This is a genomic window from Nocardioides sp. cx-169, assembly GCF_021083605.1.
Classification (GTDB): domain Bacteria; phylum Actinomycetota; class Actinomycetes; order Propionibacteriales; family Nocardioidaceae; genus Nocardioides.
On the sequence record NZ_JAJNRO010000004.1, the window covers coordinates 190,192 to 205,866 of the forward strand.

General features: G+C 63.6%; 15 protein-coding genes. 7 read left to right on the forward strand and 8 right to left on the reverse strand.

Going from position 1 to position 15,675, the window contains the following annotated elements:
* Window positions 1-23: 23 nt before the first annotated feature.
* Together wecB and LRP67_RS06605 are read left to right on the forward strand one after the other, a co-directional pair.
* Complete coding sequence (wecB, locus tag LRP67_RS06600; RefSeq protein WP_231269390.1) at window positions 24-1,139, forward strand: non-hydrolyzing UDP-N-acetylglucosamine 2-epimerase; 1,116 nt, start codon at window positions 24-26, stop codon at window positions 1,137-1,139.
* A gap of 214 nt (window positions 1,140-1,353) precedes the next feature.
* Complete coding sequence (locus LRP67_RS06605) at window positions 1,354-2,583, forward strand: lipopolysaccharide biosynthesis protein (protein WP_231269391.1); 1,230 nt, start codon at window positions 1,354-1,356, stop codon at window positions 2,581-2,583.
* Here the strand turns inward: LRP67_RS06605 and LRP67_RS06610 are convergent.
* From LRP67_RS06610 to cysC, 8 genes are all read right to left on the reverse strand, one after another.
* A complete protein-coding gene (locus LRP67_RS06610; RefSeq protein WP_231269392.1) occupies window positions 2,580-3,332 on the reverse strand; it encodes a glycosyltransferase family 2 protein in 753 nt (250 codons plus the stop codon). The two genes, LRP67_RS06605 and LRP67_RS06610, sit on opposite strands and share 4 nt — an antisense overlap.
* Before the next feature lie 55 nt (window positions 3,333-3,387).
* The gene (locus LRP67_RS06615; RefSeq protein ID WP_231269393.1) at window positions 3,388-4,344 is read right to left on the reverse strand and encodes an EpsG family protein; all 957 of its coding nucleotides are present in this window, start codon (window positions 4,342-4,344) and stop codon (window positions 3,388-3,390) included.
* An 86-nt stretch (window positions 4,345-4,430) separates the two neighbouring features.
* The gene (locus tag LRP67_RS21790) at window positions 4,431-5,666 is read right to left on the reverse strand and encodes a glycosyltransferase (RefSeq protein ID WP_231269394.1); all 1,236 of its coding nucleotides are present in this window, start codon (window positions 5,664-5,666) and stop codon (window positions 4,431-4,433) included.
* Entirely contained in the window at window positions 5,663-6,670 is a 1,008-nt protein-coding gene (locus LRP67_RS06625; protein ID WP_231269395.1) for a glycosyltransferase, read from the reverse strand. The genes LRP67_RS21790 and LRP67_RS06625 overlap by 4 nt, the downstream gene beginning before the upstream one ends.
* Window positions 6,671-7,087: 417 nt before the next feature.
* The gene (locus LRP67_RS06630; protein WP_231269396.1) at window positions 7,088-8,338 is read right to left on the reverse strand and encodes a sulfate adenylyltransferase subunit 1; all 1,251 of its coding nucleotides are present in this window, start codon (window positions 8,336-8,338) and stop codon (window positions 7,088-7,090) included.
* Window positions 8,338-9,252, reverse strand: a complete 915-nt coding sequence (cysD, locus tag LRP67_RS06635) for a sulfate adenylyltransferase subunit CysD (protein WP_231269397.1) — start codon at window positions 9,250-9,252, stop codon at window positions 8,338-8,340. The genes LRP67_RS06630 and cysD overlap by 1 nt, the downstream gene beginning before the upstream one ends.
* A gap of 151 nt (window positions 9,253-9,403) precedes the next feature.
* A complete protein-coding gene (locus tag LRP67_RS06640) occupies window positions 9,404-10,408 on the reverse strand; it encodes a sulfite exporter TauE/SafE family protein (RefSeq protein ID WP_231269398.1) in 1,005 nt (334 codons plus the stop codon).
* Window positions 10,405-12,279 (reverse strand): adenylyl-sulfate kinase, encoded by a 1,875-nt coding sequence (cysC, locus tag LRP67_RS06645; protein WP_231269399.1) that lies wholly within the window; start codon window positions 12,277-12,279, stop codon window positions 10,405-10,407. Before cysC ends, LRP67_RS06640 begins: the two co-directional genes overlap by 4 nt.
* Before the next feature lie 101 nt (window positions 12,280-12,380).
* Here cysC and LRP67_RS06650 point away from each other — a divergent pair, with 101 nt between their 5' ends.
* The 5 genes from LRP67_RS06650 to LRP67_RS06670 all read left to right on the forward strand — a co-directional run bounded on the left by LRP67_RS06650 (window position 12,381) and on the right by LRP67_RS06670 (window position 15,671).
* On the forward strand, window positions 12,381-12,731 hold the full coding sequence (locus tag LRP67_RS06650; RefSeq protein ID WP_231269400.1) for a phosphomannose isomerase type II C-terminal cupin domain: 351 nt from the start codon (window positions 12,381-12,383) through the stop codon (window positions 12,729-12,731).
* A 12-nt stretch (window positions 12,732-12,743) separates the two neighbouring features.
* A complete protein-coding gene (locus LRP67_RS06655) occupies window positions 12,744-13,388 on the forward strand; it encodes a NeuD/PglB/VioB family sugar acetyltransferase (protein ID WP_231269401.1) in 645 nt (214 codons plus the stop codon).
* Window positions 13,385-14,344 (forward strand): asparaginase, encoded by a 960-nt coding sequence (locus LRP67_RS06660; protein ID WP_231269402.1) that lies wholly within the window; start codon window positions 13,385-13,387, stop codon window positions 14,342-14,344. The genes LRP67_RS06655 and LRP67_RS06660 overlap by 4 nt, the downstream gene beginning before the upstream one ends.
* Window positions 14,345-14,626: 282 nt before the next feature.
* Complete coding sequence (locus LRP67_RS06665; RefSeq protein WP_231269403.1) at window positions 14,627-15,004, forward strand: helix-turn-helix domain-containing protein; 378 nt, start codon at window positions 14,627-14,629, stop codon at window positions 15,002-15,004.
* A 37-nt stretch (window positions 15,005-15,041) separates the two neighbouring features.
* On the forward strand, window positions 15,042-15,671 hold the full coding sequence (locus LRP67_RS06670) for a hypothetical protein (RefSeq protein ID WP_231269404.1): 630 nt from the start codon (window positions 15,042-15,044) through the stop codon (window positions 15,669-15,671).
* The last annotated feature ends 4 nt before the right edge of the window (window positions 15,672-15,675 follow it).

The window sequence follows — 15,675 nt, forward strand, 5'->3', positions numbered from 1 at the left end:
TCGGTTTAAAGTAGAGGATTAGCATGAAGGTAATGACCGTCGTTGGCACTAGGCCTGAGATCATTCGCTTATCTGCTGTCATAGCGAGGCTTGACCAGTTTTTCGATCAAGTGCTCGTGCATACGGGGCAGAACTTTGACTACGAGTTGAGTGAGGTCTTCTTCGAAGAACTCGGGGTGCGGCGCCCCGACTCGTTTTTAGGGGCCGCGGGCGGGCGACTCGGAACTACACTCGGAAGTATTTTCGTCGGAATCGAAAACCTAATTGCTATACACAAGCCCGACGTCTTCTTGATACTCGGCGATACCAATAGTTGCCTGTCTGCCCTTATTGCCAAGCGGCTTCAGGTTCCCGTTTATCATATGGAGGCGGGGAATCGAAGCTTTGATGAGAACGTACCCGAGGAGATAAATAGGCGAGCCATCGACCACATCTCCGACTTCAATTTGGTATATACGGAACATGCCAGGCGGAACTTGCTGGCAGAAGGGCTGCCCCCGCGGCGAATCCAACTAACTGGATCCCCCATGGCGGAAGTTCTTCGTCTTCAACGACCGGGCATTGATGGGTCCACCATTCTCTCAGACCTCTCTCTGGAACGGGGGTCCTACTTCCTTGCCAGTCTGCATCGGCAAGAGAACGTGGACAATCGAGCACGATTGACGTCTCTGCTGCGCGGATTAAGCGCGGTCGCCGAAGAATACGATCGCCCCGTGCTTGTGTCGACTCACCCGCGAACTCGGGCGCGACTTGAGGGGGGCGAAGCCCACCACGTAGGTTTGCAGTTCCACAAGCCTTGGGGCTTCAATGACTACTCGAGGCTCCAGCTCGACGCAGCCTGCGTGCTCTCTGACTCAGGATCGGTCTCTGAAGAGGCCGCGATCCTGGGTTTTCCAGCCGTCACCGTGCGCGATGCGATTGAAAGACCTGAGGCGTTGGATGCCGGAAGCATCCTGATGAGTGGAACGGATCCCGCGAATCTGATTCGGTGCGTCGCGTTGGCACTTGACCCCGGGCAGCGGCGGGACATACCTGCGGAGTACGAGATTGACAACTGCTCGTCGCGGACTGTCGCATTCATTGCTTCAACATTCCACCGCCACGCCGAGTGGGCTGGGCTCAGACCCCTATCCAACTAGAAATCAAGGTTCTGATGAAGCGGTTCGGAAGCCACGATTGGATGCACATGCTGCACCGGAACACCGCTTCCGGGGCGGGGAGTACGGCTCCCGCTGACAGTCTGTGAACTTACATAGGGCGGGGCGGCAGGCGGGGCTGACCGCCAGCGTTGGTGGGTCTTTGCTCGTGCGAGGAGGGGCGATCCTCGTCGCTGTCCTTAGTCTGCCCGCCTATATGCGCTTCTTCCCGGAGAACGCGGCGCTAGGTGTCTGGTTCACAATTCTGACGCTGGTCGGATGGTGCTTAACTCTGGACTTGGGCCTCGGCAACGGACTGCGCAATCGGCTGGTGGAGACGCTCGCGCTTGAGAGCGTGAACGAGTCTCGCACCTTGATCTCTTCTACCTATGTGGCGAGCGGCGGCATTGCTGCCTGCTTGGGCATCCTACTTTTCCCAATCGTCTACTTTGTCGACTGGAATCGCGCTTTTAATGTTGAACCAGAGGTTCTAACTGCTTCAACCCTTCGCACGGCTGTGGCACTGTGTTGTGGAGCGATCGTCCTGCAATTGTTCCTGCGGCTTTCGACCGCGGTGCTCTTGTCGCGACAGCGTGCCGTCGCGAGTGCACTCCCCGGTCTCGGGACGAGTGCAGGAATGCTGTTGACGGTCCTCATCGTGAGTCCAGCAGATATCGATACCAACTTCGTCATACTGTCGGCTGCTTATCTGTTCTGGAGCGCCACCCCGCTGCTTGCGGCTGGGTTGGTGGCGTTTAGCGGGGACTTCAAGATATATCGCCCGTCAGTGAGATTCTTCAGTTTAGGCTCGCTCCCAGCTATTTTTAGGGTTGGCTTCGGGTTTTTGGGTCTTCAGCTTCTTTACATGGCCCTGATAACTACGGACACCCCACTAGTCTCGTGGCTATTCAGCCCGCGCTTCGTCGTCGACTATCAAGCCTACTTCCGACCCTTCGGGTTAGTGGGTTCCTTGTTCGTGGTAGCCATGACCCCCATGTGGTCTCGGGTGACCCACGCGTGGGTAGTGGGCGATACCCAGTGGATAGAAAGGGCCTACCGCCGTGCGAATATAGCGGCCCTTGTCGGGTTCGCAGGATGCTTGGCGGCGGTCCCAGTTATGCCCCAGTTGCTCGACCTATGGCTAGGGGCTGAGACGATAAATGTGCAGGGCGAATATTCGCTAGCTTTCGCAGTCTTGACCGGTGCCACCATGATGAATTCCGTGATGGCTAGTTTTACGAGTGGATTGGGCGAGATCCGATTCCAGTTACTCTTCTACGGAGTAGCGGCGTGTGCAAAGATCCCCCTGGCCCTATTTCTCTGCCGGCAACTCGACAGCTGGATCGGAATAGTCTGGGCCACGGCAGTGGGGCTCTTGGTGTACAGCGCATCCCAAGCATGGTGGCTAGCGAAGAAATTCGAGCCGTTCCGAGACCAGTCGCACTAGCGGTATGAACGGGCCCCTTCGAGCATCAGCCGTATTGCACCGCCAACTGATATACGTGAGGCGAAAAGTGAATGTTTGCGGACCGCGAACTGAATTACGAGTAGCCAGGTCAACCTGGGCGCCATGCGCTTGAAAACCGCCCCCCGATCCCTGAAATACTTTTCAGAGTATCCGTCAAACCACGAAGACTTGCCCATGTGGGTCATTCCAATAACGACTGGTTCGTATCTGATTCGAAGCCCCTTCCTCAGGGCATCGAACAGAAAGATGGACTCTTCGCCCATGCTGTGCGGGGAGCCAGACCCGAAAGCCTCGTCGAAAGATAGGCCGGAAGTTCTGACCGCTTCGCGGCGAAAAGTGATCTCAACTGAGGAGACCTTCATGGCTCCCAGGAATGTGAGTCGTCGACCCATTTGGGAGAAGTCCTTGGCTCGCTCGGTGCCGGTCCGACTGACTTGAAAGGCTATGATGTCCGCTTCGGGGTGGCGCCCATATGCATCCGATATCATGGTTGCATAATCTGGCGCCAGAATCACGTCGTCGTCAGTTATGACACAGATATCAGCGCTCGCGAGTTCGATCGCCTTGTTGCGGCTAGCGCTGAGCCCACGAGCAGTGCTCGTGTGTACCAAAACAGTATGGCCGTCGAGTTCTAGGTTGGTGTCACCGCAGAAGTCAGCTTGATTGATGACGACAGCGTCACTAGCCAACCCGAAGTCTGTGAGGAAGTTGAAGTCGTCACGGTACATCGTAGCTACCAAGACTTGAACGCTCAAGGGGGTCATCACAATCCACAAGTCATTGTCAGTTGAACGATTTATATGGATTCAAGCCGAACGCTCCAGCCTGAGTGAAGAAGAACAATAGGCAAGCAGGAACAGTAATCAACCACATGGCCGCCTTGATTGAAGGTTTCTCCTGGCGTTCGATGAGTTCTGGCACGAGTAGAACCAAGAAGATCAAATAGTAATATCCGGTCCTGCCGACGATAAAAGAAACACTGGCCAGAGCTTGGAAGAGAACTGCAAGATATAAGTAGTTCCGCGTTCCATTCAAAGTTGGTGAGTTATGCCCCTTGTCGTCTGGTCCCCCGAGGGCCAAGGCCGCCAACCACAAGAGCGCTAGGGCCACGAAGAGAAGCCCAGCGCCGGTGTTTTCTATGAGGACTGGGGAGTCTCGATAGAGGGAGTACAAAATGGGATAGATCTCTGCGCGAAGCGCAAACGTGGCGATGATGATCGCTATCCCGGCAATTACGATCGGCCCGGTGGGCAAAATTGGAAATAGCCAATAGGCGGGTATGAAGGCTAGGGCGCTTTGGTGGAAAAGCGACGCTGCAAGTACCATGGCAAGGAAGGGTAACGGTTTTCGGTCGATAATAAACCTGTATGCCCAGAAGCATATTGCGACGGCCATGGCTTGTCGAAGGCCTGAATACGAGAAGAGGTAGAACCCTAAGGTGGCGTATAGGAACACGCTTAGCGCGGGCATGCGGCTGTAGCGACGTATGGTCAGTCCGACGGGAAGCATTGTGACGATAGCCGTAATGGCAAGAAACCATTGATCACTCAGACCTTGTTTAGCAAGGAACTGGGCATAGAGACTAAAGCCGATCTCAAAGTTGTACAATGTGTCGCCAGCAAGGAAATCTAATGAATGCGAAAGATGAAATGCGTTCAAGTAGGAGCCTACGTCGATTCCGAGCTGTGGGTCGCGGAGCGCCTGAACCGTTGTGAGTGCACCGCATCCCACCAATGTCACGATGGATCCTCGCAATGCCCGGTTGGCTAGAGGCTGCGTCAGCCCTGCCGCGGCTGCCAGGGCGACCAGTGCGCACCAATATGGCGTCACTTGGTGTCTCTGGCCATCGCGGAGCGGTAGATTTGAAGGTACTCGGTGGTCATACGACGATTTGAATACTTGTCTCTGGCTCTCAAGCTCATTGCTTCCCTTTCCAACTCGGTACTTTGAGTGGATAGCTCGACAGCCGCAGCCAGGGCGGGAAGGTCGCCTTGAGCGACGAAAGTGCTGTGATCGGGAAGCGCGATCTGCTCAGGCCCGCCTGCTCTGTAGCCGATGACCGGTGTGCCGCACGCTAGGGATTCCGCGGTCACCATTGAGAAGGTCTCACGCCGACTCGTGAGCAAGGTCGCGTCTGCAGCGGTGTAGAACGCTGCCAAGCGGCGGGCATCGGAGATGCGGCCGACGCATACGACGTTCTCTGGCAGTTGTTTACCTGCACCCGGGGCCACATCCCCAAGTACCACGACTTTGACTCGGCTGCCCAACTGTCGTGCAAGCGCCACCACGTCTTGTCCTCCCTTGAAGGATGTGGGGGAGGCATCGAACAGCGGGGTGACGTGAAGTAGCACCTTCTGATCGGCGTTGCGGTGCATTTCAATTGGAGCGGGGGTGGTGCGTCTGAACACGTCGTCGTCGAGCCCGTTCAACACCGTTTGGTGTTTCAGATGACTGAGAATGGGCGAGGCCTGGGCACGTGCCTGCAACCATGGAGACACGGAAACAATCGTGATCTGGTCACTGAAGCCACGGAATGCATTCTCCATGCGTTCCCAACCCTCGCGGGTCCGATCTAAGACGAAGGATTTGGTGGCGTCGCGAAGTTGGGGACACCGACCGCAGCCGGGCGTGAGACGCCATTTGTCACAGTCCAAGGCATGTCCACAACCCCCGGTGTGCATGAATTCGGCATGTAAAGTCAAGACGCAAGTCTTATCCTTTACTCTTAGCCAATCGAGCAGCGCATAGATATTAACAAAATAGCCGTTAAGGCACTGCATGTGTACTATGTCGGGCTTTTCACGCTCAAGGTGGCGAATTATTCTTCTGGTAGCAAATTCCGAACCAGCGTATTGTAGCGAATAAGCCCTCGCCTTAGCCGCATTCCACTTCGCGGCCTTCTCCGAGGCCACTTTGACAACCTGGGCGTCATCGCTTTTGCGGCCACGCCCATAAAGGACAGATGATTGATGCCCTCTCCTTATGAGGTCATGGTGCAAATTTGAGGTGATGCGGCCCGTGCTTCCCGAAGAATAGACGTTATTGATCTGAACTATTTTCACAATTCTACCGACCCGCTGTGACCGCGCGCGGCTTGAATTGCGATTTCTCTAAAGTGGTAGTTGTTGCGCGTTGCAGAATGATTGGTCTCCGCTACCTCTATGGCACGCGCGCTCGAGCATGCGCGCATGCGGGGTTCCCGCATGGCTTTCTGTAGGGAAGGTCTAAGATTCTCCGGTGAATCTGCCACTATGGCGCTTTGGGTTTCCTTAAGGTACTGAGTGCTGGCGATCTCAGGTGGCGCGTAGGCAAACAGACATGTCCCGGTGGCGAGGTAGTCGGCGATCTTAGTCGAAAAGGCGTGTGTCAATTGCGCGCGGTAGGCGGGGTTAAAGCTCTCCACATGTATGTTGAGATGTGAACTGGTGATGGCTTTAATTACTGTACTTTGATCCACGAGACCGCAATAGCGTACCGCCGGTGCGGAGGCGAGCGTGGCCAGGACGGCTGCAGTTGGGGGTGGGCCGAAGATTCGGAGAACCGCGGCCCGGTTTATATCGTGGGCAACTGATGCCACCTCGAGGAGTGCCTCTAAGCGACCGAGCCCCAGGTTGCCGGTGTAAACAAGGTCGATGGCTTCAGTGGTCGCTGTCGTAGTCCGGGGTGAAATCTCTGTGGACGTCAGGAGGACTGAAGAGGGCGCGTTTGAAAGGTCGGAAAAAGTCTGCTGCAATGGAGAGCAACTATAGAAAACGTGGCTGGCGTGCCGGAAGGTGGCCCGTATAGCCCGCCGTAGCACGCGATGCCAGATCCGGTAGAGGGGAGCACTTGCCCTGTTGTTCCGGTCATCTAGATAGTTTGATTTCTTAAAGAAGTAGTCTTCGCTGTTATACACGAGCAGAGGCGCACTGTGAGCCTTGGAGAGGGCCAGGGCCAGGCGGAGCATGAAGATGGAATCGCCCGCCTGAACGAGAATGACCTGCGGTCTGAAATCTGCGACGAATTTCTCAAACGTACTCAGCCCTCGAACGTGGGCCGCGGACCAGAGGAGCTCCCTCGCCAGCATCCTGAACGCAGTGCGTCTGGGCCGCTTAGTCACCGAGGGAGAAGGAGCGGCCCTGGTCTGAGGTTGAACAACCGAGCCAATCGGTCCGCGGCGCACGAGGCGAAGCAGGACATCTCGATCCGTGATCCTGAAGTACTGGCCTGCGGTGGCAACGTCGGGTGTCTGGGCGCTGATAAAGAATTGTGCGATTCGGGAGGCGGGGTAGCTGCGGAGGAAGCTGTCCAAAGTGCGGCCGTTAGAGCCTGAAGTAGATAAGCAATTGTTGCTGACTATAAGCAACCTCGGCTCCGACCCGACCCGCGCCTCCTCCGCACTCTCACCGTAGGAGGGCGAAACGGACCGATTGTCGGTAACCGGTTCGCGGTGCATGGGGATCCGTTCGGTTAATGTGGGCTTTCAACCAGTGTGGCGGTCGCGTCAACTGGAACTGTTGATCATGCCAGCGCCAACCGTGATTCCAGTCGCTTCGTCAATCAGGATGAACGACCCGGTGGTGCGGTTCTTCGAGTACGGGTCACATAGCAGCGGCACGGTGGTGCGCAGCTGGACGCGGCCGATCTCGTTGAGGCCGATCTCCTTGGTCTCCTGGTCGCGGTGCAGAGTGTTGATGTCCAGGCGGTACTGGATGTCCTTGACCAGGGCGCGGGCCGAACGGGTCGTGTGCTTGATCGCCAGCTTCTGGCGGGGGCGGAGCGGCTCGTTGGTCATCCAGCAGATCATCGCGTCGATGTCCTGGCTGGGCTTGGGCGCGTTAGACGGCCGGGCGATCATGTCGCCGCGCGAGACGTCGACGTCGTCCTCGAGGCGGATGGTCACCGACATCGGGGGGAACGCCTCGGAGCTCTCCTTGTCGAAAAGGTCGATGCCGGCGATCTTGGAGGTCATGCCGCTGGGCAGGACGACGACCTCGTCGCCCGGCTTGAGGACGCCGCCGGCGACCATGCCGCCGTACCCGCGGTAGTCGTGGTGCTCGTCGGACTTGGGGCGCACGACGTACTGGACCGGGAAGCGCACGTCGACCAGGTCGCGGTCGGAGGCGACGTGGACGTGCTCGAGGTGGTGCATGAGCGTCGGGCCGCTGTACCAGTCCATCCGCTCGGAGCGGTTGACGACGTTGTCGCCGGACAGCGCGGAGATCGGGATGACCTCGAGGTCGGGGATGTTGAGCTTGGTTGCGAACGCTCGGAACTCGGCGTGGATCCGGTCGTAGACCTCCTGCGAGAAGTCGACGAGGTCCATCTTGTTGACCGCGAGCACCAGGTGGGGGACCCGCAGCAGGGACAGGATGACGGCGTGGCGGCGCGACTGCTCGGTCAGGCCCTGGCGGGCATCGACGAGCACCAGGCCGAGGTCGGCGGTGGAGGCGCCGGTGACCATGTTGCGGGTGTACTGCACGTGTCCTGGCGTGTCCGCGATGATGAACTTGCGGGCCGGGGTGGCGAAGTAGCGGTAGGCGACGTCGATCGTGATGCCCTGCTCGCGCTCGGAGCGCAGACCGTCGGTCAGCAGGGCCAGGTCGGTGTAGTCGTAGCCCTTGGAGACGCTGGTGGCCTCGACGGCCTCCAACTGGTCCTCGAAGATCGACTTGGAGTCCAGCAGCAGCCGCCCGATGAGGGTGGACTTGCCGTCGTCGACGGAGCCGGCGGTGGCGAATCGGAGCAGGTCCATCAGAAGTAGCCTTCCTTCTTCCGGTCCTCCATGGCGGCTTCGGAGAATCGGTCGTCGCCACGGGTGGCGCCTCGTTCGGTCACGCGGGCGATGGCGACCTCGGCGATGATCTCTTCGATCGTGCTGGCGGTGCTCTCGACGCACCCGGTCAGGGTCAGGTCGCCGACCGTGCGGAAGCGGACGGTGCGCTCCTCGGCGGTCTCGTTGCCCTTCATCGGGTTGAAGTCGCTCTCGGTCAGCAGCATGCCGTCACGCTCGAAGACGCGGCGCTGATGGGAGAAGTAGATGGAGGGGATCTCGATGCCCTCGCGGCCGATGTAGTCCCAGATGTCCAGCTCGGTCCAGTTGGAGATCGGGAAGATCCGCATGTGCTCGCCGGAGTGGATGCGGCCGTTGTAGAGGCTCCACAGCTCGGGGCGCTGCATCTTCGGGTCCCACTGGCCGAACTCGTCGCGGTGCGAGTAGACGCGCTCCTTGGCGCGAGCCTTCTCCTCGTCGCGCCGCCCGCCACCGAAGGCGGCGGTGAAGCCGCCCTCCTCGAGGGCGTGCAGCAGGGTGCCGGTCTGCATGCGGTTGCGGCTGGTCTTGCCGTCGTCGACGATCACGCCGTTGGCGATCGCCTCCTCGACGCTGGCCACGATCAGGCGTACGCCGGTGCGGGCGACCCAGCGGTCACGACACTCCAGGACCTCGGGGAAGTCGTAGCCGGTGTCCACCTGCAGGACGGGGAACGGGATCTTCGCCGGGTAGAAGGCCTTCTCCGCGAGGCGGAGCATCACGATCGAGTCCTTGCCGCCGGAGAACATCAGGACGGGCTTCTCGAACTCGGCCGCGACCTCGCGGATGATGTGGATCGACTCCGCCTCCAGCTGGTCGAGCTGGCTCAGCTGGTAGTCGGCATGAGTTTGGGTCATGGGGGAACGGGGACCTCTCGGTGGACAGCAACGGACATCGTAGCCAGGTGCCTCCCCGAGCACGAAGACGCGACCAATGTCGAGTGTGACACAGCAGTTTCTCACCGGGGAGTACGCCGTCGCGGTGGCCGCGAGGGGTCGGCTGGTGTGGCTAGGTGGTGCGGTCCGGCGGACGGGCTGGCTGGTGGTAGCCCAGCTCCTCCAGCTCGGCCACCGTGGGGGCGCCGAACATCGGCAGGCCCTGCTCCTTGCGCAGCAGTCCCCAGACCAGGGGCACCAGGAACACCATCGCCAGCCCGACGAGCCCGATGAGCACGGGGTGCGTCTGCTCGACGCCCAGGGGGGCCCAGCCGGCCTTGTCGAGCAGGGCGACGCCGGACATGGTCAGCACCACGACGATCGCCCGCCGGATGAACGACTGCGGCACCCGCGGCGCGAGCTTGCTGCCGAGGATGGTGCCGGGCACCGAGCCGAGGACCAGCGGCAGGGTCAGGCCCATGTCCAGGCCGTCGTTGACGATGATGTTGGAGATCGCGGCGGCGAGAACCAGCGGGACCGCCTGCACGAGGTCGGTGCCGACAAGCTTCACGGCGGAGAGCCCGGGGTAGAGCATGAGCAGCGCGACCATGATGACCGAGCCGGAGCCGACGCTGGTGATGCCGACCAGCAGGCCGCCGAGCGCCCCGACGAGGAGCGTCGGGATCGGGCGGATTTTGGGATTCGGGTCGCCGCTCGGGCCGCCGGCGCGGACCCGGCGCAGGTTGAGGTAGAGGCGAAGCGCGTAGGTGGAGGCCGCCAGGAGGAGGGCGAAGCCGATGCTCATCTTGAGCACGTCGTCGATGTCCTCGGGATCCACGACTCCCGCGAGCAGGTGCGGTCCGGCCAGCGCGGTCGGCACCGAGCCGAGGATGAGCCACTTGGCCAGGGCCAGGTTGGGGGAGCCCTCCCGCGAGTGGACGATCGCGCCGCCGGTCTTGTAGATCGCGGCGGCCGTGAGGTCGGCAGTGACGATCTTGGCGGTGTCGCCCACGCCGAGGAAGATCAGCGCGGGGGTCATGAGCGCCCCACCGCCCATCCCGGTCAGGCCCACGACGATGCCGACGACGAACCCCGCGATCAGGATGGAGGAGAAGTCGGCGGTGATCAGGTCGCTCATGCGCCGATCCTCGCCGACCCGGTGAGTGCCGGGACGACGACGCGCAGCAGCTCGTCGATCTGAGTGGCGCACGCCTCGGCCGCCTCCGGCCCCCGGCCGTAGGGGTCGTGGACGTCCAGACCGACGTCCGCGTTGCCGCGCCGCTCGGCGACCGCCGTCAGCAGGTCGGCGCCCGCGAGGTCGTTCGCGGTCGCCGCCTGGGCGAACTGCCCGAGGGTGAAGACCTTGCGGAACGCGGTCGGGTGGTCCTGCAGGATGAAGGTGCGGTGCGAGGCCTCCGCGGTCAGCACCAGGTCGGCCTGCTCGACGAGCTCGGGGCTGAGCGGGCGGCTGACGAACCCAGCGCTGTCGATGCCCCGCCGGCCGAGCGCCTCGGCCATCACGGCGTCCATCGGGTGCTCACGGAAGCCGTGGGTGCCCGCACTGCGGAACATGACGCCCTGGTCCTCGGCCGTCGCCGTGCGGGCCGAGAGCTCCATGTAGGGGGAGCGGCAGATGTTGGCGGTGCACACGAACAGCACGTTGAGGGTGGGGCTCGGTGCCGGCGCGTCGTCCTCCTCGGGTGGTTTCGCTCGCTCCGCTCGCACCTCAACCACCGGCGCTTCGCCCTCGGTGGTGGAGGCGCGAGGAGCGTCAGCGGCGAGGCTTGAGGCCTCGCGCTCCGTGCCCAGGTCGAGGTAGCCCGCGTCGCGGAGGGCGTCGAGGACGTCGGCGAGGGCGTCATCGATGGAGCGGCCCGTGGTGTCGACGCGGACGTCGGCGTCCGTAGGCTCCTCGTAGGGCGAGGAGATGCCGGTGAACTCGGGGATCTCGCCGGCGCGGGCCTTAGCGTAGAGGCCCTTGCGGTCGCGGCGCTCGCACTCCTCCAGCGGTGTCGCCACGTGGATGAGGAAGAAGGCGCCGCCGGCCTCTTCGACCATCGCCCGCACCTGCTGGCGCGTCTGGTCGAACGGCGCGATGGGGCTGCACACGGCGACGCCGCGGTGGCGCGAGATCTCGGCGGCGACCCAGCCGATCCGGCGGATGTTGGTCTCGCGATCCTCCTTGGAGAACGTCAGCCCGGCCGACAGGTTGCGGCGTACGACGTCCCCGTCGAGGCTGGTGAGCGTCCGCTCGCCCTGCTCGAGCACCCTGTCCATCAGGGCCCGCGCGAGGGTCGACTTGCCGCTGCCGGACAGGCCGGTGAAGAACAGCACGAGGCCCTGCTGCTCGGGCCCGGGCCGGTCGGCGTCCACGATCTCGGCGATCTCCAGTGGCAGCTCTCCGACGTCGCGGAGCCCGTGCACCCGGTCCAGCCCCGCGTAGTTGGCGACGACCTGAAGGCCGAGGTCGTGGTCGGTGGCCGCATCGCCGTGCGAGGCGAGCGGCACCGCGACCACCTCGGCGTCGAGGTACTCGGCGGCCACCAGGGTGGCGCGCATCAGCGCGACCGGTGAGAGCTCCGGCGTGCCGTGGCCGACCAGGGCCAGCAGCACGGTGGGACCGAGGTCGCGGATCTCGCGCAGCTGCACGTCGGTCAGGGCGTCCGTGACCGGCACGAAGGCCCGCCCGGCGTAGCGCTCGCGGACGACGGCGGGGGAGAGGTAGTGGCTGCGGAACGGGCCGTACTGGGCGTGGGTCAACGGCTCGACGGCCCAGCCATCCGGTCCGGCCACCGTGACGCGGGCCAGGGGGAGACCCTCGGGGTCGACCAGCTCCACGGCGCCGGCATCCGCCGCGGCGGCGGCGACATTCGGCGGCAAGGTCAGCGTGACGGGGCTGCCAGGCTCATTGAACGCCCGGATCGGCACCAGCGCCCCGACACTGAGCAGCTCGAGGTCGTCGAGCTCGCGCGGCGATGGGCAGTGCTGCGGGGCAGGAGGATGAGGCACGGACTCATCCTGCCGCATCGCCCGGGCCGCCCCGGACCCCGGCGCCGAGCGTTGTAGCGTGCACCCGCGCGCCACTGCGCCCCGACGAGAGTGAGACCGCGATGTCCGAGATGTCTCAGGACCGCCCTTGGGGGAGTTGGCACGTCATCGAGGACGGCCAGGGCTACAAGGTCAAGCGCATCGTGGTCCACCCCGGGAAGCGCCTGTCACTGCAGACGCACCAGCACCGCTCGGAGCACTGGGTGGTGATCTTCGGGATCGCCACCTGCACGGTCGACGGCGAGGTCGTGGTGGCGTCCCCCGGGCAGTGCATCGATGTGCCACGCGGCGCCACCCACCGGCTGTCCAACGAGCACTCCGAGGACCTGCAGATCATCGAGGTCCAGCAGGGGGCCTACACCGGCGAGGACGACATCACCCGGCTCGAGGACGACTTCGGGCGAGCACCCTGAGAGCATGAGCGCATGAGACGACGCCTGGCAGTGGTGGGCGGAGGCGGATTCGGCCGGGAGATCCTCGACATCGTCGACGCCATCAATGCCGCCGGTCGCCCCGGCGAGGGGTTCGACGTGATGGGTGTGCTCGACGACGGTCACCCAGACGGCGAGCTGCTGGCGTCCTTCGAGGTGCCGCACCTCGGGCCGACGGCCCAGATGCTCGAACTGCCCGCGGACGTGGCCGTCGTGGTGGGGATCGCCCATCCGCAGACGCGGCATCGCGTCGTCGAGTCCATGGGGGTGCGCGAACGACCGATCCTCATCCATCCCACCGCCACCATGGGCCGCAAGGTGACCCTTGGGCCGGGCGCGGTCGTCTGCTCGCATGTGAGCGTCGCGAACCACGTAGTGATCGGGCCGGACGTCCAGGTCGGCGCCAACAGCACGCTCGGCCACGACTCCACGCTGGGAGCCTGCGTGACCGTCAGTCCACTGAGCGCGATTAGCGGCGACGTTCATCTGGAAGACCGGTCCTTCGTCGGGACGGGGGCGAGCATCAACCAGGGGCTGCGAATCGGGACCGATGCGGTGGTGGGTAGCGGCGCCGCCGTAGTGCGAGACGTCGACCCCAAGGTGACGGTCGTCGGGAACCCGGCGAGAGTCCGCCCATGACCACGTCCCCCGTGCTCGCCGAGATCGTCCGTTCCGGCTTCGTCGAGGGCCACCACTACGGCTCCGTCGTCGCTCTGGCGGACAACGGCGGGGTGCACTGGTCCGTCGGACCGGTCGACCACGCGATGCTGCCGCGCTCGTGCAACAAGCCTGTGCAAGCCCTCGCCATGGTCCGGGCCGGCCTCGACCTGCCCGACGACCTCCTCGCGCTCGTGTGCGCGTCCCACTCGGGCGAGGACTTCCACCTCGACGGCGTACGCCGGATTCTCGCGACCGCCGGCCTCGACGAGTCCGCGCTGCAGACCCCGCCGGACTATCCACTCGATGACGAGGCCCGCATCGAGGCGCTGCGCTCGGGCCGGCCGACGACGCCGATCGCCATGAACTGCTCTGGCAAGCACGCCGGGATGCTGGTCACGTGCGCGGTCAACGGCTGGGACCTCGACACCTATCGCGACCCGGCGCATCCGCTGCAGCAGCTCATCATGAGCACCTTCGCGGAGCTGACCGGCGTCCCCGTCGAGGCCGTCGCCGTCGACGGGTGCGGGGCCCCGCTGCTGTCCACCACGCTCGTCGGTCTGGCGCGGGCCTTCCGCGCCCTCGCCGTTGCCAAGGATGGACCGGAGGCCCGCATCGCCGGCGCCATCCGTCGCCACCCGGAGTTCGTGTCAGGGACGCGTCGCGACGAGCTCGCGCTGCTCACCGCGATGCCCGGCGCCATCGGCAAGGCCGGCGCCGAGTCGTGCTACGCCGTGGCCCTGCCGGACGGACGCGCGTTCGCGCTCAAGACCGACGACGGGGCGGCCCGCGTGCGCCCCGTGCTGATGGCCGCCGCTCTGAGCCGCTCCGGTGTGGATCGGGAGGCGTGGGTCAACGGTGACGCCGTTCGGCGCACGGGCGTGGTCGAGCTGCTTGGTGGCGGCGTGCCGGTCGGAGAGATCCGCGCGGTGTTCTGAGGTCGTCGCGGGGTCTCGACACGGCTCGCTGCGCTCGCCGGCTCGACCAACGAGATGACGCGGTTTGCTGCGCTCGCCACGACCAGCGAGGGCCTGGCGCCGGCGGGGGTGAGCCCCTCGGTGGTCGAGCCGCGAGCGCAGCGAGCGTGTCGAGACCGGGGCGCGACCCGGGCCAGTGCTTGCTGGGTCGCCTGCCGAATTCCCGCTTAAAACAGGGGTTTGTGCCCGATGTCACCGGCTCTGAGTTTGCATTTTGCTTGCTCTTGTTAGCACTATGGAGCCATGGCAAAGGGAAAGGTCGGTAAGACCGTTGAGTCCCTCGGTGACTACCTGAAGGAGCAGCGGGTCGCCTCGCGGCTCTCGCTCCGTCAGCTCGCCGAGCAGGCCGGAGTCTCCAACCCCTACCTGAGCCAGATCGAACGTGGTCTGCGCAAGCCCTCCGCCGAGGTCCTGCAGCAGATCGCCAAGGCACTGCGCATCTCCGCGGAACAGCTCTACATCCGCGCCGGGATCCTCAGCCCGGAGGACGGTGTCGGTGGCTCGGTCGAGCTCGCCGTGCTCAACGACGCGGGCCTCACCGAGCGGCAGAAGCAGTCCCTGCTCGACGTCTACTCGTCGTTCCTGGCACTCAACGCCGGGCGCACCTCCGACGACGACTGACGCGTACGCCCCCACCCCGCAACCGAAGGAGAACGCCATGGCCAAGGCCAAGTTCGACATCTCGACCCTGGAGCTTCCCCCCGTCGCGGCGAAGCCGCTGTATGCCGGCGTCGGCGCCACCGACCTCGCCGTCGGGATCGTGCGCGACTACGTCGCCGACGTGCAGAAGAGGATCTCGGGCTACCAGAAGGACGTCCAGAAGACCGTCAGCGGCCTCGACTTCGAACCCAAGGCGCTGCGCGACCAGGCCTTGACCGCCGTCAGCTCCCGGGTCGAGGCCCTGCAGGCCGACGCCCTCACCCTGCCCGCCAAGGTGCAGAGCGCGGTCAACGAGAACGTCGCCACGGTGACCGGCACCTACGCCGACCTGGCCAAGCGCGGCGAGAACCTGGTCACCCGCGTGCGCCACCAGGAGTCGACGAAGGCCACCGTGTCCACGGCCAAGACCACCACCGCCAAGGCCAAGACCACCAAGACCCAGGGCGCCAAGGCCACCAAGTCGACCGCCAAGAAGGCGTCGACCGCGGCCAAGAAGACGGCCACGACCGCCAAGAAGTCCTCGGGCCCCGCCCGCAGCAGCGCGAAGGCGACGACCACCGCCGCGAAGAAGACCGCCTCCAACGCGGCCAAGGCGGCCACCGACGCCGCCCAGAAGGTCGGCGACTGAAGAA

What these genes read in the sequence shown, in the direction of transcription:
- wecB (WP_231269390.1), top strand. Translation starts at nt 24, where the DNA reads ATGAAGGTAATGACCGTCGTTGGCACTAGGCCTGAGATCATTCGCTTA.
- LRP67_RS06605 (WP_231269391.1), top strand. Translation starts at nt 1,354, where the DNA reads ATGCGCTTCTTCCCGGAGAACGCGGCGCTAGGTGTCTGGTTCACAATT.
- LRP67_RS06610 (WP_231269392.1), bottom strand. Translation starts at nt 3,332, where the DNA reads ATGTACCGTGACGACTTCAACTTCCTCACAGACTTCGGGTTGGCTAGT.
- LRP67_RS06625 (WP_231269395.1), bottom strand. Translation starts at nt 6,670, where the DNA reads ATGCTGGCGAGGGAGCTCCTCTGGTCCGCGGCCCACGTTCGAGGGCTG.
- LRP67_RS06630 (WP_231269396.1), bottom strand. Translation starts at nt 8,338, where the DNA reads ATGGACCTGCTCCGATTCGCCACCGCCGGCTCCGTCGACGACGGCAAG.
- cysD (WP_231269397.1), bottom strand. Translation starts at nt 9,252, where the DNA reads ATGACCCAAACTCATGCCGACTACCAGCTGAGCCAGCTCGACCAGCTG.
- LRP67_RS06640 (WP_231269398.1), bottom strand. Translation starts at nt 10,408, where the DNA reads ATGAGCGACCTGATCACCGCCGACTTCTCCTCCATCCTGATCGCGGGG.
- LRP67_RS06650 (WP_231269400.1), top strand. Translation starts at nt 12,381, where the DNA reads ATGTCCGAGATGTCTCAGGACCGCCCTTGGGGGAGTTGGCACGTCATC.
- LRP67_RS06655 (WP_231269401.1), top strand. Translation starts at nt 12,744, where the DNA reads ATGAGACGACGCCTGGCAGTGGTGGGCGGAGGCGGATTCGGCCGGGAG.
- LRP67_RS06660 (WP_231269402.1), top strand. Translation starts at nt 13,385, where the DNA reads ATGACCACGTCCCCCGTGCTCGCCGAGATCGTCCGTTCCGGCTTCGTC.
- LRP67_RS06665 (WP_231269403.1), top strand. Translation starts at nt 14,627, where the DNA reads ATGGCAAAGGGAAAGGTCGGTAAGACCGTTGAGTCCCTCGGTGACTAC.
- LRP67_RS06670 (WP_231269404.1), top strand. Translation starts at nt 15,042, where the DNA reads ATGGCCAAGGCCAAGTTCGACATCTCGACCCTGGAGCTTCCCCCCGTC.